Genomic DNA, 18,655 nt, shown 5'->3' with positions numbered 1-18,655 from the left:
GGTACGTGGGTAGGGGCCTCGTGGGAAACCACCATTACTGTTAAAGACGGAAAAATTGTAGAACGGCATTTCGAATATACACATATAGCTGAAGAGCTTACTCCTGTCGAAGATGAGGAAATGGAATGGACAGAAGGTGAGGATGAAATAAATACTCATAAAGAAACACACGCCTGGATAGCCATGACTTTGGACGACATTTATGTAAAGGCGAAAGAGGATTGGCTGAAAGAAAGAAAAGATGCAAATATTCTCTTTGAAACAAAAAACGACGGCATGATATCGTTATGTGGATATACTCCCGGTAACTGTGCTGATGATTGCTTCAGGGGAATAAGTATTAAGCAGATAGAAGCGTTGGAATAAAAGGTACATAATTTATTTATACTAATCAGTAGTTGATTTTTAACCTTGGATTTTTTCTAACACACCAGCCTTTCTGTTTTTTCATTTTGCCTTGATGCAAAACGAAACAAAAAATCAAGGCTGCATCCCTCCGGCGACCCAAAACCGCAGCTCCGGTGGGGCAAAATAATACGGAGTCATCTTTTACCGGATTATCAGCCGTGTATAGCAGCTACCCTATTTTGCCCTACACCTCCGCTTTACGGATTGGGTGCCCCGCCTGCGGGATGAGGCCGTTACCGCGATGCAGCGACAGGACAGAGGCTTCTCATGCTTTAGCCTCACGTGCGTCAGCCCTTGCGCATTAGTGACGCAGGCGGGGTACCCAATCCGTTGCAGGCGGCGTAGAATCAAACGGGGCGGTAGCCCGTTTGTTTGATTCAGCCGTCAAAACGGTTTTGGGTCGCCGAGGAGCGGAGCGCTAGCCTTTTGGTTCGTTTTGGGCAATGCCAAAATGAACATTTAGACGGAACGAAGTGGAGTCAATAAAAATTGAACGTTAAATCTCAACGACTGATTTACATTATTGAATTTCTATAAACATAAAAGCATGGGAAATATCCCATGCTTTTATGTTTACTTTCATGATCATCTTTTATTTTTTCAGAGTAAAGAAGAACTCCAATCCTCCTCCGGCACGGTTTTTAACCTGTATCTCTCCCTTATGGAACAGAACAGCATTCTTTACAATGGATAAGCCTAAACCCGAACCGCCCGTATCACGTGTGCGTCCTTCGTTAACACGGTAGAACCGTTCGAAAAGCCTAGCCAGATATTGTTCGTCAACACCCCGGCCTGTATCGCAGAAGCTAAAATACAGATATTCATTATCCTCCATATAGTTTTTAATGTTGATTTCTATATGTTGCCCTGCGTAGCTGATCGAATTATCTACAAGGTTGCGGAAGATGGAATAGAGCAGGGTATAATTCCCGTCTATAGTCAGGTCGTCTTTGATAGAGACGTTTAGTTTTATATCATTTGCAGCCAGTCCGTCGGTTAAATCTATCCTGACTTCATCAACGAGCTGTGCCAGATTCACTCTCTCCAGCTTAAACTGTGCAGGAGCCTCTTCTATCTTGCTGATAAGACTTACATCATCTATCAGGTTCGACAGGCGGATGGTCTGCTGGTGAGCTCTGTGAATAAACTGTGCCTGTTTATAGGCTTCCAGTTTTTGAGAATCCAGTGTCTCAAGATATCCACGCAGGCTTGTCACAGGAGTTCTCAGTTCATGGGCGATATTGTTTGTCATCTCTTGTTTCAGCAGGCGTGTTTTCTCTGTACGTGTAATGTCTTTTATTGTAATCTCGAAACTTTCGTCTTCGAAAACAATTGTCTGGATAGAGAAAGTCTTTCCATTTTTTTTCAGTTGGAATGTATGGAAGTTCTCATCCTTTGTCCGTTTACTGATAAAGGCTATCGCAGGATCGAATACTTCTTCTTTGATGATGGCTTCCAGATTGAAAACAGGCTGGTCTACAATAAAATTGAAATACTGGAAGAAGTGTGTGTTGGCATATATTTTCTTGAAGTCTTTGTCGAAGATGCAAATACCTTCATGCGAAAACTGGAAATGTTGTATCAGTTTTTCCCTCTCCACTTCTATTTCCCGCTTACTGTTTTCTTTCTGTTTGAGTATGGTTACCAGTTGCTTGCCGATTTCTCCCAACTCATCATCAGGGAATTCAATTTTCTCGGTGAGTGGCTTGTCATCTTTAATCTTGGTAGTCAGCGTTTTTAGCTGCGAGATAGACTTTCCGAATCGTCCCGCCGCATAATTCAGCAGAACCAGTACTATAACAAACATACCGATAACAATATATATAAAGAAGCTGTCGGCTTTGAGCATGCTTTTTGTCTCCACGGTATATGGCAGGGCTACACGTACATAGTATTTTTTGTAATGTTTGGCATAATAGAGATATTCGTGCTTGGTAGATACTGACATCCGGATATTGGAACCTGTATTCTGATACAAGGCATTGCGTATCTCGGGACGGTCCAGGTGGTTTTCCAATGTGCTGATATCCTTAACATCCTTGTCGAAAGTAACCTTTCCATCCATATTTATAATGCTGATACGGATATCTTCAGGTAATATATAGGCCAGGGTATCTATGTGTGCCATGTCGCTATCGGTCAGGTGACGCATTTCTATATAAGTATGTATCATCTCGGCATAGCTGTCGAGCCTGTCTTCCAGGGCTTTTGTACGTTGAGCCTTTTCTTCCTTCTGTTCAAATACTATAATGGACACTGTAAAAAGTGCGAATATGATGAAGAAGTAGGAGAATATCCGTTGCTTATAAGTCAGTTTCATAATCTTTTCGGTTACGAGTTACAAGAATAGAACTTATAACTATTTATTTTGTAAATTGAATGTATATCCATATCCGGTACGGTTTACGATATAATCGCCATAAGCACCAATCTTTTTCCTGAGACGCGCGATGTGTACATCTACAGTTCTTTCCAATACGATGCCGTCATCCTTCCACGCCTTATCCAATATATCGGTACGTGAAAATATGCGGCCTGTGTTTTGTACGAGCAATACCAATATATTGAACTCGGTTTTGGTAAGTTCTATTACCTCTTTGTCGACAGAAACAGTTTTGGTATCGAAATCTATCTCCAGATTGTTCACTGTCAGTACATTCTTGTGTGCTGCGCTAGTCTGGTTTTCTGTCCTTTTCAACACACTTCTTACGCGGGCAACAACTTCCTTTATGGAAAAAGGCTTGGATATATAATCGTCTCCTCCGATGGAGAAGCCTGTCAGCATATCATTCTCGGTATCCTTTGCCGTAAGGAAAATAATAGGGATATTATTCCCGTCTTTTCTTAGCTGGTCGGCGAATTTAAACCCTGAGATTCCTCCCATCATCACATCCAGCAATATTAACCGGTGTTTAGGGGTTAACATTTTTGCAGCCTGTTCAGACGATTCGGCGAGGTCTATATCATAACCTTCATTTTGCAGGTTGAATTGCAAAATTTCGCGGATATCCGGCTCATCGTCTACTATCAAAATAGATATATTCTTATTGTTTGTTTCCATGCCTGATGTCTTTTCCTTCTGTTAAATAAATAGTGGCTTCAGCGATATTAGTAGCGCTGTCGCCGATACGTTCCAGATTGTGAGAAATGGAGTTTACATTTATCATATTCTGTATCTCTTGTTTGCTTAACTTCTTGTCGGCAAAAGTCTCTTGTAAAGATAAGCCTATTTGATGATATAATTCATCCACTTTGTCATCATCTTCTATTACCTGATAAGCTATATGGCTATCTTCATTGGAAAAAGAGAAAATTGCGTTCCGGAGCATTTCGCTGGTATATTGTACCATCTTGCTGATAAGTTTTTTTATATCTTCGAAATATGGAGTGGATAGATCGACCTTTTTCAAGAAATGGATTATATTCAACAGCATATCGCCTATCCGTTCCAGATTGGTAGTCAAATCCTGATATGTTATTATCTTACGCAGGTCGGCGGCAATAGGATTGAACTGGAAAATAGTGAATACCACCTCTTCACGAACTTTTATTTCCAGCCTGTCCATGATTATTTCGTTCGATTCGGCTTCCTCATATAGCGATTCTATTGTATTGTCATTGAGTAGTTTGGTGGTTATCTGCATCTGTATCATGGCTGTCCGTGACAATAGTTCGAAGTCGTGGAGAAGAAGTTCTAATTGTTTGGCTTTTATATTTGTTGTCATGCTTTTTAGCTTTTAGCCACTAGCTTTTAGCTAATAGCTTATGATTGTTTTTATATTTCTTAGAGGCTAATAGCTATCAGCTATCAGCTAAAGGCTTTATTAACTAAATACCCCTGTCAGGTAATCCTCCGTACGCTTATCTTTCGGCTTGGTAAACATCTGTTTGGTAGTACCATATTCTACCAGTTCGCCCAGGTACATGAACATCGAGTTGTCCGATAAGCGGGCTGCCTGCGACATATTGTGCGTAACGATCACTATTGTATATTCTTTCTTTAGTTCAAATATCAATTCTTCCACTCTGTTGGTCGATATAGGGTCGAGGGCCGAAGTCGGTTCGTCCATCAACAGTAACTCAGGCTTCAGGGCTAATGCACGTGCTATGCACAATCGTTGTTGCTGTCCTCCCGAAAGGAATGTTCCTTTCTTATTCATCGAATCTTTCACCTCGTCCCAAAGGGCGACACTGCGTAAACTGCTTTCTACAACCTCGTCACGTTCTGTTTTGCCCAACTTAATGTTGTTAAGTTTATATCCAGCGATAACATTATCATAGATACTCATCGTAGGAAATGGATTCGGACGTTGGAATACCATTCCTGCAAGGCGGCGAACCTTCATTGGGTTCATATCAAAGATGTTTTGTCCTTTTAGCAGGATTTCTCCTGTTGTTTCAATCTCAGGATACAATTCATGCATGCGGTTTATAGCGCGCAGAAGTGTACTCTTACCACAACCCGACGGTCCCATGATGGCTGTAACCGTATTCTCCCTGATATTGGCATTCACCATATTCACTGCGTTTTTGCCGGGAGTATATGAAACAGATACATCCTTGAGTTCCAATATATATTGTTCGTTCAAATTTACTGTATTTTCCATTTTTTTGCTATACTTTTTGCGAAAAGATTAATACCCAATACAAACAAGAGAAGCAGTAAGGATGAAGACCATACCAGATTTGCAAGATTAGGGTCGTTGTAAAATTCCCATATCAGTAAGGATATGGCACTTGTAGGGTTGGTTGCATCCCAGTTTACTGTAGATGCACCTAAGGCCGTAACCAACAGAGGGGCGGTTTCGCCCATCACACGGGATATAGCCAGTAGCGATCCGGTAAACAATCCGCTGAATGCCGAAGGTAATAATACCCGCAACACAACGGTTGTATATGAACCGCCTAAAGCTAGTCCGGCTTCTTTTAATGATGTCGGCAGCATCTTTATACTTTCTTCGGTGGAACGTATTATCATCGGCAACATCATTATGGCGAGGGCAATACTACCTGCCAGTGCCGAATAACCCGACATGGGGATAACGATCCATATATAAACTACCACCCCGATGACTATCGAAGGTATTCCCTGCAAAAGGTCGCTAAGGCTGCGCACAAGGCTGGCCATACGTTTTTTTGGGTTTTCGGCAAGATAGACGCCGACCATTATCCCGATAGGGATAGCTATTACAATTGCAATAGCAAGAATAAGCAATGTACCGGTGATACCATTCAGTATCCCCCCCGGTATAGGGCTGTCGCTGATACGGGCAAGCATGGCTTCCATAGAGGTAGGCGCTACTTCCGTAAACAGGCTTAGATTGAATTGTTTGTATCCTTTTTTTACTAGTTCCCAGAGGATAAGAAAAAGAGGAATCATGGTGATAGCCGACAAGGTGCAAACGGCGAAGAAGAATATTTTACTCTTCGTCAGCCTGTATTTGGCAGTGGATGTCAATCTCTTTTTCTTTTTCATTTATTTACCATTTTCATGATGTATTTGGCTACGAAATTGATACATGCTGTGATTAGGAACAGCAATAAACCGATAGCCATCAACGAGCTTAATTTCAGTCCGCTCGATTCTCCAAATTGATTGGCAATGATACTTGCCATTGAATTTCCGGTATCGGATATACTGGTAGGTATGTTATTCGTATTTCCTATCAGCATGGTAACGGCCATTGTTTCTCCCAATGCCCTCCCGAATGCCAGTACATAGGACGCGAATATACCTGAACCTGCAACGGGCAGGTTTATGGAGGTTATTACTTCCAGATTGGTGGCACCGAGGCTATATGCTCCTTCTTTAAGGTCGTTAGGTACCATAGCGATGAACTCGGCGCTGAGCGATGAAGCATAGGGGATAATCATAATAGCCAGAACGATAGATGATAATAATATACCGAATCCCTGATCGCTCACTCCCATATCAATCAGTATAGGGCGCAGGGTATAAAAACCCCACAACCCATATACTATCGACGGTATTCCTGCAAGCAGGTCTACGACAGAACTTACTATCGTCGATATCTTTTTATTTCTGAAGTACTCTCCGTTAAACAATGCTACGGAAAGAGAGAACGGGATACAGAACAGCAGGGCTAAGATAGATGTCATCATCGTACCTGCAATGAAAGGCAATGCGCCGTATATATCGTTCCGTGAATCCCATTCGGTAGAAGTTATAAAGCCTAATCCAAATTCGGAGAATGCTCCGAGGCTTTTGCTTACCAGTCCGTATATAACTCCTGCTGTGAGTAATATTATCAGGCAGGCTGCAATGAATAATATGGCTTTAAATATTTTATCTTTCATTTATGTTAGCTTTTAGCCGTTAGATAGCTTTTGACTTCTTAGTGGGCTGCTCCTTTTGCTACAGACAATTGGTAAGTCTCTATTTTCTTCCCATCGTATGTCATTGATTCGATGATAGCTTTTGTTTTTTCCAATGCTACCTGAGGAAGCGGTGCATAGTGTGTTTTTGTAGCTATATCTTGTCCTTCGGGGCTGATAATGTAGCTCAACAGACCTGCCAGCGCTTTAGCCTGAACTTCAGACCTTGTATTGTAATTCTGCTCTTTATAAGCTATGATCCATGTAAATGTGCTGATTGGATATGCCTCAGGATTTGGAGAATTAGTGATAACCACACGTGTATCGTTTGGTATATCTACATTGGCAGAGGCCGAGATACTTTTGCTATCAGCTGCTATAAAGTTTCCGGCGCTGTTTTGTAGTAATGCTGCGGACATATTTAATGCCAGTGCGTATTCAGAGCCGATATATCCTATCGCGCCTTCTGTTTCGGCAATAATTCCTGCTACGCCCGGATTACCTTTAGCTGCAATACCGGCAGGGAATTTCAGGGATTTGCCTTCACCTATCTCTGTTTTCCATGCTTCGTTCACTTTCGACATATATTCGGAGAATACGGATGTGGTTCCACTACCATCCGAACGGTAAACAGCTGTGATGCCTTTGTCAGGTAAATTTAAGTCCGGATTTATTTCCTTAATTTTAGAGTCATTCCAATTGGTTATTTTACCTCTGTAGATATCTGAAATAATATCTGCAGTGAGTTTCAGTCCTTTTACATCTTTCAGGTTGTATGATAATACAACAGCTCCCAGACAGGTTGGGATATGTACTATGTCTGCTCCCATATCTTTCAGTTCGGTATCCGATAAGAATACGTCGGTTGCACCGAAGTCCACTGTCTGGTCTTTGAGGCTGCGGATACCGCCGCCGCTACCGATAGCTCCATAGGTAACAGGGCTACCTATTTTTGCAAATTCTTTAAACACTATGTTGTAGAATGGTGCGGGGAATGTAGCCCCGGCTCCGGATAATGCCGACTCTTTCTTTCCGCACGAACTTAGTGCGATAGCTAATGTGATTGCTGTAAATAGTAAAACTTTTTTCATTTCATTTTGCTTTTAAATTCTGATGCAATATTATTATGTTATTATAACAAATGGACTAAGGATTTGTTACGAAACGGTTAAGATTGAAAACGTTTCTTTATAATAATTCCGGAAATGATTTGGTGTAGAGGATTTGTATTTAGTTTATTACATAATAAGATGACAGCGAAGTCTGTACTTTTGATACAATAAACATATTATCTGACAAAAAATCTATATAACTGTATATGAACGGGACGCATTCTTTGCCTGAAGTATCTACTATTCCCCATTTATCATTTTTCTTGGTTGCAAAATATTGTTTTGTGTTTTCAAACGAATGGAGGACATCGTATACAAAAGGTGTAATGTTTTTACCTCTATTATTTATTAATCCCCATTTCTTATTTTTTCGTAACCAAAAAGAATTATCCGTGCAAGGCATTATATCTACCGGTTGGTAATTGCATGGTATAATTATCTCATCCTGTATATTTATTACACCTGCATCCCTGTACTTTTGTACAACAAATAAATCTTTTCCTATCTGGTCAATCTGGTGATATTTGGGTGGAATTATAATATTTCCCTTATTATCTAAAATGACATCCCGATTGTTTCTTCTCGCTATAATCCAGCCATAATCCGAGTAGTCTATATATTTATATATCGCGGGTATTATCATTTTTCCCGAATTGTTGTAAATTCCGTATTTTTTGTTGATTTCTACCGAAAACAGACTTTGATTTTTATAATCTAAACAATGAACATTGTCATATTTGACCGATACAATTATTTTCCCTAAGCTGTCGATAATTCCTCCCTTTCCGTTCTTTACCACTTTGATATATTTCCAGTTATTGGGTACAAAGCGAAATCCTAATATCGTTATTTCGTCATATATAGAAGGGCTGATTTCACAACCTTTGAAGTCCATAAGACTATATTTATTATTTTTTTTAACTGCTAAAAGATTATTTCGAAGATATTCTATGCTGTCATATACAAATGGTGCGATATTCTTACCCTGAAAATCAATAAGCCCCCATTTGTTATTCTTTTTTGTGGTAATCAGATTTTTACGTGGAATACAATAGTAGCTAATATAATCATAAATAAAGGGAATGATAGTATCCCCGCTTTCATTGATAGTACCCCATTTGTCATCTTTACAGGCTCTGTATTTGTCGGGGGAAATCCTTGATATTTCATCATATAGAAATGGAACGACTTCTTCCCCTATACTGTCTATGATTCCCGTATTGCCGTTTAAGGATACTATGTACCTGTCTTTTCCATCTATGTATCTTAGCGCATCGTAAACAGGGGGAATCATTTCTTTTCCTGTTTTATTTATTACTCCGTACTTGTCATTTTTTGTTGTGCGAAATATATGACCGGGATAAAATTCATATATCGTGGAATCCATTTTATCTTCTTCACCCCAAAAGAAAAGACCAAGACGTCGGCTTAAAAAACTTATATCATCATATATAAAGGATGTCGGCTTTTTACCTCTGGCATTAATAAGAGCGTATTTGGAATCTTTAAGTGCAATCAGCACTTCATTTGTCAAAGGATCCACCTCGTCATAAATCATGGGGACTATAATTTTCCCTTCGGAATCTACAACTCCGAAGCCTTCCTGTTTCTGACAAGAGGGGTGTACTATGCACAAACAGCACATAAGAAATAGATATATGTTTCTCATCTTTTTTTCTTATATAGATAATGTAATGCGGGAAATTCCATATTCCATAAAAAAACGCCCATTAAAAAAAATGAGCGTTCAAGATTATTTTTGCGTATCAGAAAGTTTACAAATTAATCTCTAAGTTTATAAAGAAATACTGTTCTGCTTTACCTCTGTCTGCGTTTATGTTGCGAAAGTTGGGAGCGATTTTCAATTGTTTCAATGGCTGGAATTCTGCACCTATCATCATTAGTTGGCCATCGAGGCTGTTCCATGGAGAGGTGAAATTATCGGGATTGGACGAGTCCATCAAGTCGTACCGGGCAAATGTCCTCCATTTCGGGGCTACTTTGGCCGATGCATAAACGGAATAACCGTAATAGTCTTTTTTGTCGATAAAGCCTTTGTTGTAAACCCTGTTATATTCCACACCTCCCGATATTTTCTTATCCTGATAACCCGCAAACAGGGATAATGAGTACTGGTCTTTGTATTTAGCGTCTGTTATTCCGGTAGGCAGGGCGTCACGTTGAGTTTCGTCATCGTTATATATGTCTGCGTAAACTCTCAATATTGTATTTTTTATAGGGTGCAGGCTTAGTCCGGCAGCATAACGCATGCTATTGTCTTTTTTTACTTTTTTGTATCCTTCTCCGTTGGTAAGGCTGAGGTCGGCAGAAATGTAGTCGTTGAAAGCATATTCTGCAGTAACACCTAAGTCTACACTGGGAGCCATTTTGTTCAGATCCTGAAACGATTTCATCACATAGCGGTGCATCCAGTATTTTTCCTGAATGCTGAATTGCATCAGATTGGTTTGCCCGAGATTTACATTAAAGCCTTTGTCGTTCCAGTTTACAAAAGCATTGCGCAGGTATACTTCAAGCCCGTCGGATGATGTTTTGCCTGCCGCGCCGTCAATAATGACCTGTGCCTGTATCGTACGGGTAAATTTATAGTTATATCCGAGGAATGCCCGTGTGATATCAAATCCTTTTTCTTTATTCACGTGTCCAAAACCTGTACTATAATCTAAAAATCCTCTGGCAATAACATTACCTGATGGTTTGAAAGAAATGGAGTCCTTTTCCTGAGCAAAGCAAGGGTTAATGGCCTGTAAAATTATGAGGCTGAAAATAAAATAAAGTTGTTTCATATCAATTTTCTATTTTTTTTCTGCAAAGTAAAGCTTAAAGATTTGAAAACAGCTTTGTATCATCATTAAGGTTTAGTTAAGATAACGTTACAAAAACACGGACTTGGACAGTGCAATGATTATTTTGTTTTTATAAGCTTGGATTCCTGCAAAAATAGTAATTTATTTATACTGTTGAATGATAAAATAAAAAGCTGTTTGAGCAAATGCCCAAACAGCTTTTTTTACCGAAAAAAATTATAATAGAATTATTTCTTAGGATTCATTATCACTTCAATAAAGTTGCCTTGAGATATGAGTTGTTTTGTGATATTTTTGATATCATCTTTAGTCAAAGCATTTACGATCGACAGATAATTTGAGTAATTATCCTCTCCATAGAAATGATATGCACTCAGGGTACCCACCCAGTAGCCATTTTGCTTTTCGTCTTCCTGGAATTTTTTCACCATATATTCTTTCACTTTCTGGAAGTCGGCATCTTCAGGTCCTTTTTCTGCTATGTTTTTCACTTCACGGTCAACAATAGGAGCTATCGATGAAGCTCTTTCAGGATCGGTGTCGAATGTCATTTGCAGAGTAGTCTGCCCTTCCGGTATACGGCTGATTCCTGCTTGAGCACGTACTCCATATGTTCCGCCAGCTTCTTCCCTGATAGTGCGTACATATACGATATCCAGGATTTGCTTCAAGGCGGATAATGCAATCTGGGTCTTCTGATCGCGATTCAGTGTTCCGCTATATAATTCGAATACAGAAGTCTTAGGTGTTTTCATTTCCTGCTCGAATACGTCTTCAAATTTTCCTTTGCGTATATCTGCTTTTACATTTTTGTACTTAGCATCTTTGTTTCCTGATGGAAGAGAAGCCAGATACTGTTCTACCAGCGGTTTGAAAGTAGCTTCGTCTATGGTTCCCACAAAAGTGAAAGTGAATGAGCCCAGATTAGCAAATACTTCTTTGTAGATTTCGATGATACGGTCATAATTCAGCTTCTCTGCATCTTCCAGAGTCATTTCTTTCATACGTGGGTTGTTCTCGTATTTAGCCTCGTTGGTGCGCAGCCCCATAACATAAGATGGCTCTGAACTCAGGTTTTTCAACTGGTTCTTTATTGCATCCATCAATGTTGTGTATGCCCCCTCATCTTTACGAGGCGCGGTAAAGTACAGATATGTAAGCTGCAACAGGGTTTCCAGGTTTTTGATATTTGATGAACCATTCAATCCTTGAGTCCATCCCGATATATACGCGTTTACATTTGCCGATTTTCCGGCTAATACTTTTTTCAGGTCTGTAGAACTGAAGTTTCCGATACCACCTACATATGGCACCATAGATGCCATGTTCGCGTTGTTTATGTCTGCATCAGCTATAATGGATGTACCACCATAAGCATGTGAAGCCATAATGATTTCGTCATCTTTGAAATCAGTCTTTTTGATAACGACTTTCATTCCGTTCGACAAAGTCCAGACTGTAGCGCCCAGTTTCTCGTCTGTTGTCATACTAACCACTTTACCTGCTTGCGGTATCTGGCTAATAAGCGGCTCATTAGAAACGGTTTCTGCATATGGAGTGATATCTTCGGCTTCTACAGATTTGAATACATTAAGCAATTCATCTGTGGTAGGATACACGACACCATCTTTTTCCGGTCCTGTAACGGTAATAATAATATTTTTGTTGCTAATAAGCCTTTGAGACATTGTGTTGATCATCTGAGCATTAAGTATAGGGACGATCTGTTTCAGGAAGTTGTATTCATATTCTATGCCGGGAATACCTTCATTGTCGGAGAAACTGCGGACATATTCCTGTACATACCTTCTGTTCAGTTCTTTACTTCTGTTGTTATACATATCTTCATATCTTTGCAGAAGGGTTGCTTTCGCTCTTTCTACTTCGGCTTCGGTGAATCCGAATTTGCGGATACGTTCGTTTTCCCTTACCATACTTGCTAAGGTTTCATCGACTTTACCCTCTTTACTCAAAGCCATTGTAGTCCAGGCATCTTTGGTTTTCGATACAAAGAAATTACCATCGTAAGCATATGATGCTGCAAATGGAGCATCGGCTTTTTGGGAGATTTCGTTCAACCTGTCAGATAACATGCTTGAGGCCATGCTTTTTACGATACCAGTCATTAGTTCAGCTTGTGTCTTCTTCAGATTTTCGGGCAGAATATCATGCTTTATATACAAGCTAACAACGGTTTGCACGGCTTCGGGGTCTGTTATTACCGATACGATAGGTTCTTCATTGTCCGGTACAGGGAAATATACCCTTTCAGCAGGATCGACAGGTTTAGGTATATCGGCGAACATGGTTTTCACCTGTGCCTCCACTTCATCTACATTTATATCTCCTACAACAATAATCGCCTGCAAGTCGGGTCTATACCATTTGTGATAATAATCTTTTAGTGTCTGATAAGGGAAATTCTCCACTATCTCCATTTTTCCGATAGGCATACGGTCAGCATATTTACTGCCCTGGAAGATGATAGGTAACTGTTTGTCCCAGATGCGGGATTGCGCCCCGCTACGTGTACGCCACTCTTCTTTTATAACCAGGCGTTCTTCGTCTATCTGTTCATCCTTGAGTGCAATAAAGCTAGACCAGTCATGCAATACAAGCAGACAAGAGTCGATGATAGTCTGGCGCACAACAGGTACATCGGAAAGGTTATATACTGTTTCGTCGAAAGACGTGTATGCATTAACGTTTGCTCCAAACTTGACACCGATACTCTCCAGGTAATTGAGCATTGTCTTTTTGCCCGGGAAATTCTTAGAACCGTTAAAGGCCATATGTTCGAGGAAGTGAGCCAGTCCGGCCTGATTATCTTCTTCCTGCATCGAACCTACTTTCTGAGCGATATAAAAATCGGCTCTTTTCTCAGGATATGCATTGTGCCTGATATAGTATGTCAGGCCATTCTCCAGTGTGCCGAATCTAACCTGCGGGTCTACCGGTAACGGTTGAGGTGCTTGTGCTTTTATCAGGCCTGTTATGGCTAATAAAGCAAATAAAATAATTGATTTCCTCATACTTAAATGTTTTAGTTTAGTGAACATATTTGTTATGATGTGGTTAATTGTATTTTTTAGTTCAAGTCTGAATATTTGTATTCAACATTTATTATTAGTCTTAATTTTATGTAAAAAAATCACAAATCTTAGGCAAAAAAATAATTATACCGCAGGCAACCGATATCATGGCTGCCAGAAAAACAGCTGCAGCAGCCAGATCTTTTATTTTTTTTATCATTTTATGCCATTCGGGCGATATATAGTCACATATATTTTCGATGGAGGTATTAATAATTTCGAGAGATAAGACCAGACCTATCAGTACCAGGATAACTAACCATTCGGTAAGAGATATATTGAGTAGAGCGCTTAATATTATAACAATGACCGATGTAATAATATGGATGCGGGCATTGTGTTCCTCAGCCCACAATACTTTGAATCCGTAAAATACATGCTTAAATGTTAACAACCTCTCTTTTGTAGAAAATTTTTTTTCGCTTTTTTCCATATTTATCTGTTGGTTCATCCTTCTTAAGGATGTGCTAATGTATGAAATTATGCTGTTATTTTTTATATTGAGGTTGTATTTAAATTAAAATTATTTATTGTTCAACATCCAATTATGTTGATCCGGGCTTGTATCGGCGACTTTTAATTCTTAATTTTGGAAGACTTCGGATAATTAAGGAGAAGGTCTGTTAAGTTCGCTGGAAACTAAGGCCGGACAAAATCCGTTTATATAAAGAGTATATAATCTCAAAAAATATAAATAGTATGGATATAGAAGATTTACAATCTGATTATGAGTCTATGACTGTATCAATAGCCCGGTGGATGCAAGAAACGCTATCTCATTTGGGGGTTCCCGAACAATGGGTTGAATATGTAAAATTGATAGTACTGCTGGCTATCGTTACAATAACGGTGTATCTGTTGCAATTGGTGGTCAGGAAGATACTGACATTTGTTTTTCACCGTGTGGAAAAGATAACCACACTTTCTTTTTTCGGATACACCATAAACAATAAACTGCCTCATTATCTGGCTCTGGTTGTACCATATTCATTTGTCAGGGGAGCCATACCAATTGTATTTTACGACTTCAAGGGCCTGATAAGTCCGCTGATAAAGCTGACCGATATTTATTTGGTCTTCATGGTGATATGGACTGTGATGGCATTGGTAAGATCGTTCGGAGATGTTCTGCAGGAAAAGCCTGCGTTCAAGAATAAGCCGATGAAGAGTTATTTTCAGGTAATACAGATCATTCTCTTCATCTTCGGAGCAGTAGTTGTATATGCCATTCTTACAGGGCGGTCTGCCACGGCGTTTTTTGCCGCTATGGGGGCGGCTTCGGCAGTGTTGTTACTGATGTTTAAAGATTCTATTATGGGTTTTGTAGGTAGCATACAGATTACGACAAACGACATGGTACAGATAGGAGACTGGATAACAATGAACAAATACGGGGCGGACGGCAATGTGGAAGAAATAACGCTGACAACAGTGAAAGTCCGCAACTTCGATAAAACGATAACTACAATTCCTACTTATGCCCTGATATCGGATTCGTTCCAAAACTGGCGTGGTATGCAGGAGTCGGGTGGCCGGCGGTTCCGGCGGGCATTGAATATTAAATATGACAGTATCCGCTTTTTAACCGAAGAAGAAATTGAAAAGTTCAAAAAAGTAGATGGACTTGCCGATTATATAAAGGAGAAGCAGGGGATATATGCGAAGTTAAACAAACAAACAGCCAGTGATCTGCCGTTGAATAAGCATGCCATTACCAATTGCGACCTGTTTATGCAATATGGAATTTATTACCTGCGCAATCATCCGAATATAAATAAGGATATGACCCTTCTGGTAAGGCAACTGGCTTCAACAACACAAGGCTTGCCGATAGAACTATATACATTTACCAGCACAACTATATGGGCAGAATATGAGACTATATTGGCCGAGATCATGAATCATCTGATAAGTGTGGTGCAATATTTCGGCTTGACAATATATGAAGAATCATCGGGAAGTGATGATTACAATGTATATATGAAACGGATGGAGCAATAAATATTTCGGTGTTATTCTTGAATTTCTTTAACTAAAACAAGTATGAAAAAGTATATATTTTCCGTAATCGTTCTTTTTTGCACCTTCTCCTTGATTTCTTGTCAAAGTGACCTGGATAAAATGGGACAAGCTGTGAAGAGCCATTTCAAATACAGGGATGCCGACAATGGGACTATCACAAAGATAGAAGAAGTAAAAGCTCTGTCGTATGATAAGATCCCGGAAGATAAACGCGAAAATCCGGATGAAGTCTATCTTTGTAAAGTATATGTAAGAGGTACTTGGAGCTATGCAAACAGTTTTCGTATCTATAATATAAATGACACGCTTGATTGTTTTTTTAGCAAGAACAAGACTTTTTTAAGATTGGGAGAGAATAAAACCGAGTGATATGCTGTTGAGGTAAGGTTGTACAATGAATGTTGTACAGCCTTTACCGGGTCAGCGTAATCTCTAAGATTTCGGGAGGGGCAAAGAACCGGAAAGGTACAGCTCCCATACCAATGCCCGAAGTAATATATAATTTGATACCGTCTTTTTCTTTCCATCCATAGCGGTATTTCTGTTCTGTATTCAGATAGCCTAGATCTTTTCTGCGTGCATCTGTACTGGGCATAGCCGGTGCATATAAACCGAAGAATGTAATTTGTCCGCCATGTGTATGACCGGAGAGCATCAGGTCTACCTTGTTTGTATTCAATAATTCCACGTAATCAGGATTATGCGATAAAAGAATACAGAAATCCGATTTTTCGACATCATTAATTGTATTTCCAATCAACTGCTTATCTTCCCAGAAATCCCCGACACCTCCAACTTTTATACTATCGTTTCCTTCTTTTATCCAATACGACTGATTGTCGCAGATAAAGAAACCGCAATCCGTCAGTCCTTTCTGAATGAGTTTCGCATCTTCCCAGTGATCGTGATTTCCCAAAACAGAATAAACTCCATAGGTGCTTTTAAGGTTCTTTATTTCTTTAAAGAATGGATTTGTGTATGTTGTATCCTTGAGGATATAATCTCCTCCAAGCATGATAATATCAGGATTCCTTTCGTTTATTTGTTGTACAAGGTCTTTTACATCGGCAGAAGTAAAATAACGGTTGCAATGAATATCAGATACAAAAATGATCTTCTTACCTGCGAAAGATGCAGGTATATCTTCATCGGAGAAAGTTGTTTTCCGTATCTCTATATTTCGTGCTTCCCGGTATCCGTATGTAAGACAAAGAATACATGCAAGTAAAACAGCAGATACAATAATCAGAAATCTTTTCGTTTTACTTCTCATTCCTATACTCGTTGTCATAATCTTCAATAGACCTCCGGATGACTTCGTGTGCTGTTTTTACATCATATATATCAGTTAAAATGCAGCGTGGCGATTTGTCCCCGGGTAAATCCTTATAAGTGGTGAAATAATGCTTCAGCCTGTCTATTACCATAACAGGTACATCGCATATATCACCGAACGAACCATATATGGCATCATTCTCTAGTACTGCTATCAGTTTATCGTCGGCTTTGTTATGATCCAGCAACCGGAATCCGCCTATAGGACGTGCTTTGACAATAATGTCCCCGTGGGTAATATCTTTTTCTGTCAGCACACATATATCTACAGGGTCATTATCTCCTTCTATATCTGTCCGGTTCAACTGTATATTAGTAATTTCCGCTACCCGGTCGGCACTATATGTTTGAGGAATGAAACCATAGAGAGCAGGTATGATATTCGAATATTTTTGAGGACGATCTATGCTCAGGTATCCGGTTTCTTTATCTACTTCGTATTTTACGGTATCGGTAGGTACTATCTCTATAAAGCAGGTTACGACTTCAGGGGCATTATCGCCGATAGTGACACCGTGCCACGGATGAGCTTTGAATTTCTGTCTGTTCATTTCAACGGTTTATCTTTTTGTAAATGTTGTATTTTGTTTAGCGGATGCAAATTTACATCAATATTTCTGTATCTCCATACCGATTTAGGGCAAACGCATCAAATTGTTCAACTTCTATCGAAGGCCTGTAGGGGCGTATTGCATACGCCGAATTGTGATATTTTGTTATGCGGGCGTATGCAATACGCCCCTACATGAGACTGAAAACAACTTTAGGAATTTTGATGCGTTTGCCCTAATACCGATTGAGAAAACATCTCTGGCAAGACTGGGGGATTTAGTTTTAACCACTGGTTCCCATTAATAATGCGAATCAGTAGTTGAGATTTAATGTTCTATTTTTTCTAACGCGCCTGCCGGCTTGTATTTGGCTCCGCCGATTTGGCTAACGCCGATTTTCAATTCCGCTTCACTCCAATTCATTTTGCCTTGATGCAAAACGAAACAAAAAATCAAGGCTGCATCCCTCCGGCGACCCAAAACCGCAGCTGCGGTGGGGCAAAATAATACGGAGTCATCTTTTACCGGATTATCAGCCGTGTACAGCAGCTACCCTATTTTGCCCTACACCTCCGCTTTACGGATTGGGTACCCCGCCTGAGGGCCGAGGCCGTTACCGCGATGCGGCGACAGAACTGTGTCTTTTCATGCTTTAGCCCCGCGTGCGTCAGCCCTTGCGCATTAGTGACGCAGGCGGGGTACCCAATCCGTTGCAGGCGGCGTAGAATCAAACGGGGCGATAGCCCGTTTGTTTGATTCAGCCGACGAAACGGTTTTGGGTCGCCGAGGAATGAAGCGCTAGCCTTTTGGTTCGTTTTGGGCAATGCCAAAATGAACGTTTAAGCGCAACGAAGTGGAGCTGAAAAGAATTGAACAATTTTATACTACAATAGTTACTTTGACCACTGATTCCCATTAATAGTTAAAAAGTAACAGATGTAACAGTTTTTAGGGTAAACCCGAAATCGAGG

16 protein-coding genes are annotated in these 18,655 nt (G+C 40.0%); 3 read left to right on the top strand and 13 right to left on the bottom strand.

Features of this window, described 5'->3' with window-relative positions:
- Positions 1–366, top strand: a 366-nt coding sequence (locus HMPREF9455_RS10085) for a hypothetical protein (RefSeq protein WP_006799581.1), incomplete at its 5' end; no start/stop codon positions are given.
- 634 nt (positions 367–1,000) lie between these two features.
- On the opposite strand, the gene phoR is transcribed toward HMPREF9455_RS10085, so the two are convergent.
- From phoR to HMPREF9455_RS10030, 11 genes are all read right to left on the bottom strand, one after another.
- Complete coding sequence (phoR, locus tag HMPREF9455_RS10080; protein WP_006799580.1) at positions 1,001–2,728, bottom strand: sensor histidine kinase; 1,728 nt, start codon at positions 2,726–2,728, stop codon at positions 1,001–1,003.
- 39 nt (positions 2,729–2,767) lie between these two features.
- Positions 2,768–3,469 carry a two-component system response regulator PhoB gene (phoB, locus tag HMPREF9455_RS10075; RefSeq protein WP_006799579.1) on the bottom strand — a complete coding sequence of 234 codons (702 nt, stop codon included), beginning with the start codon at positions 3,467–3,469 and terminating at the stop codon, positions 2,768–2,770.
- Entirely contained in the window at positions 3,453–4,133 is a 681-nt protein-coding gene (locus HMPREF9455_RS10070; RefSeq protein ID WP_006799578.1) for a phosphate signaling complex PhoU family protein, read from the bottom strand. Before HMPREF9455_RS10070 ends, phoB begins: the two co-directional genes overlap by 17 nt.
- Before the next feature lie 99 nt (positions 4,134–4,232).
- Positions 4,233–5,015, bottom strand: coding sequence for a phosphate ABC transporter ATP-binding protein PstB (gene pstB / locus HMPREF9455_RS10065; protein ID WP_006799577.1), 783 nt, complete (start codon positions 5,013–5,015; stop codon positions 4,233–4,235).
- Positions 5,000–5,884 carry a phosphate ABC transporter permease PstA gene (pstA, locus tag HMPREF9455_RS10060; RefSeq protein WP_006799576.1) on the bottom strand — a complete coding sequence of 295 codons (885 nt, stop codon included), beginning with the start codon at positions 5,882–5,884 and terminating at the stop codon, positions 5,000–5,002. Before pstA ends, pstB begins: the two co-directional genes overlap by 16 nt.
- Positions 5,881–6,726, bottom strand: coding sequence for a phosphate ABC transporter permease subunit PstC (pstC, locus tag HMPREF9455_RS10055; protein WP_006799575.1), 846 nt, complete (start codon positions 6,724–6,726; stop codon positions 5,881–5,883). The genes pstA and pstC overlap by 4 nt, the downstream gene beginning before the upstream one ends.
- Positions 6,727–6,764: 38 nt before the next feature.
- Positions 6,765–7,835 (bottom strand): phosphate ABC transporter substrate-binding protein PstS, encoded by a 1,071-nt coding sequence (gene pstS, locus HMPREF9455_RS10050; protein WP_006799574.1) that lies wholly within the window; start codon positions 7,833–7,835, stop codon positions 6,765–6,767.
- A gap of 139 nt (positions 7,836–7,974) precedes the next feature.
- Positions 7,975–9,525 (bottom strand): WG repeat-containing protein, encoded by a 1,551-nt coding sequence (locus tag HMPREF9455_RS10045; RefSeq protein WP_006799573.1) that lies wholly within the window; start codon positions 9,523–9,525, stop codon positions 7,975–7,977.
- A gap of 106 nt (positions 9,526–9,631) precedes the next feature.
- Positions 9,632–10,663, bottom strand: a complete 1,032-nt coding sequence (locus tag HMPREF9455_RS10040) for a porin family protein (RefSeq protein ID WP_006799572.1) — start codon at positions 10,661–10,663, stop codon at positions 9,632–9,634.
- 248 nt (positions 10,664–10,911) lie between these two features.
- Positions 10,912–13,716: a M16 family metallopeptidase gene (locus tag HMPREF9455_RS10035; RefSeq protein ID WP_006799571.1), complete on the bottom strand. Its 2,805-nt coding sequence runs from the start codon at positions 13,714–13,716 to the stop codon at positions 10,912–10,914.
- Positions 13,717–13,822: 106 nt separating this feature from the next.
- Positions 13,823–14,209, bottom strand: a complete 387-nt coding sequence (locus tag HMPREF9455_RS10030) for a diacylglycerol kinase family protein (RefSeq protein ID WP_044215954.1) — start codon at positions 14,207–14,209, stop codon at positions 13,823–13,825.
- A gap of 266 nt (positions 14,210–14,475) precedes the next feature.
- On the opposite strand from HMPREF9455_RS10030, the gene HMPREF9455_RS10025 reads away from it, so the two are divergent.
- Entirely contained in the window at positions 14,476–15,777 is a 1,302-nt protein-coding gene (locus tag HMPREF9455_RS10025; RefSeq protein WP_006799569.1) for a mechanosensitive ion channel family protein, read from the top strand.
- A 42-nt stretch (positions 15,778–15,819) separates the two neighbouring features.
- Complete coding sequence (locus HMPREF9455_RS10020) at positions 15,820–16,167, top strand: hypothetical protein (RefSeq protein WP_006799568.1); 348 nt, start codon at positions 15,820–15,822, stop codon at positions 16,165–16,167.
- A 43-nt stretch (positions 16,168–16,210) separates the two neighbouring features.
- Here HMPREF9455_RS10020 and HMPREF9455_RS10015 read toward each other — a convergent pair whose 3' ends face one another.
- Positions 16,211–17,071: a metallophosphoesterase gene (locus HMPREF9455_RS10015; protein WP_044215898.1), complete on the bottom strand. Its 861-nt coding sequence runs from the start codon at positions 17,069–17,071 to the stop codon at positions 16,211–16,213.
- Positions 17,061–17,684 (bottom strand): inorganic pyrophosphatase, encoded by a 624-nt coding sequence (locus HMPREF9455_RS10010; RefSeq protein ID WP_006799566.1) that lies wholly within the window; start codon positions 17,682–17,684, stop codon positions 17,061–17,063. The genes HMPREF9455_RS10015 and HMPREF9455_RS10010 overlap by 11 nt, the downstream gene beginning before the upstream one ends.
- Between the last annotated feature and the right edge of the window lie 971 nt (positions 17,685–18,655).

Origin of the sequence: Dysgonomonas gadei ATCC BAA-286, from assembly GCF_000213555.1 — a bacterium.
GTDB classification, from domain to species: domain Bacteria; phylum Bacteroidota; class Bacteroidia; order Bacteroidales; family Dysgonomonadaceae; genus Dysgonomonas; species Dysgonomonas gadei.
This window is presented reverse-complemented; position numbering and strand designations above follow the sequence as displayed.

What these genes read in the sequence shown, in the direction of transcription:
- HMPREF9455_RS10025 (WP_006799569.1), top strand. Translation starts at nt 14,476, where the DNA reads ATGGATATAGAAGATTTACAATCTGATTATGAGTCTATGACTGTATCA.
- pstC (WP_006799575.1), bottom strand. Translation starts at nt 6,726, where the DNA reads ATGAAAGATAAAATATTTAAAGCCATATTATTCATTGCAGCCTGCCTG.
- pstA (WP_006799576.1), bottom strand. Translation starts at nt 5,884, where the DNA reads ATGAAAAAGAAAAAGAGATTGACATCCACTGCCAAATACAGGCTGACG.
- HMPREF9455_RS10045 (WP_006799573.1), bottom strand. Translation starts at nt 9,525, where the DNA reads ATGAGAAACATATATCTATTTCTTATGTGCTGTTTGTGCATAGTACAC.
- HMPREF9455_RS10070 (WP_006799578.1), bottom strand. Translation starts at nt 4,133, where the DNA reads ATGACAACAAATATAAAAGCCAAACAATTAGAACTTCTTCTCCACGAC.
- HMPREF9455_RS10030 (WP_044215954.1), bottom strand. Translation starts at nt 14,209, where the DNA reads ATGGAAAAAAGCGAAAAAAAATTTTCTACAAAAGAGAGGTTGTTAACA.
- phoR (WP_006799580.1), bottom strand. Translation starts at nt 2,728, where the DNA reads ATGAAACTGACTTATAAGCAACGGATATTCTCCTACTTCTTCATCATA.
- HMPREF9455_RS10010 (WP_006799566.1), bottom strand. Translation starts at nt 17,684, where the DNA reads ATGAACAGACAGAAATTCAAAGCTCATCCGTGGCACGGTGTCACTATC.
- HMPREF9455_RS10020 (WP_006799568.1), top strand. Translation starts at nt 15,820, where the DNA reads ATGAAAAAGTATATATTTTCCGTAATCGTTCTTTTTTGCACCTTCTCC.
- pstS (WP_006799574.1), bottom strand. Translation starts at nt 7,835, where the DNA reads ATGAAAAAAGTTTTACTATTTACAGCAATCACATTAGCTATCGCACTA.
- pstB (WP_006799577.1), bottom strand. Translation starts at nt 5,015, where the DNA reads ATGGAAAATACAGTAAATTTGAACGAACAATATATATTGGAACTCAAG.
- HMPREF9455_RS10040 (WP_006799572.1), bottom strand. Translation starts at nt 10,663, where the DNA reads ATGAAACAACTTTATTTTATTTTCAGCCTCATAATTTTACAGGCCATT.
- HMPREF9455_RS10035 (WP_006799571.1), bottom strand. Translation starts at nt 13,716, where the DNA reads ATGAGGAAATCAATTATTTTATTTGCTTTATTAGCCATAACAGGCCTG.
- HMPREF9455_RS10015 (WP_044215898.1), bottom strand. Translation starts at nt 17,071, where the DNA reads ATGAGAAGTAAAACGAAAAGATTTCTGATTATTGTATCTGCTGTTTTA.
- phoB (WP_006799579.1), bottom strand. Translation starts at nt 3,469, where the DNA reads ATGGAAACAAACAATAAGAATATATCTATTTTGATAGTAGACGATGAG.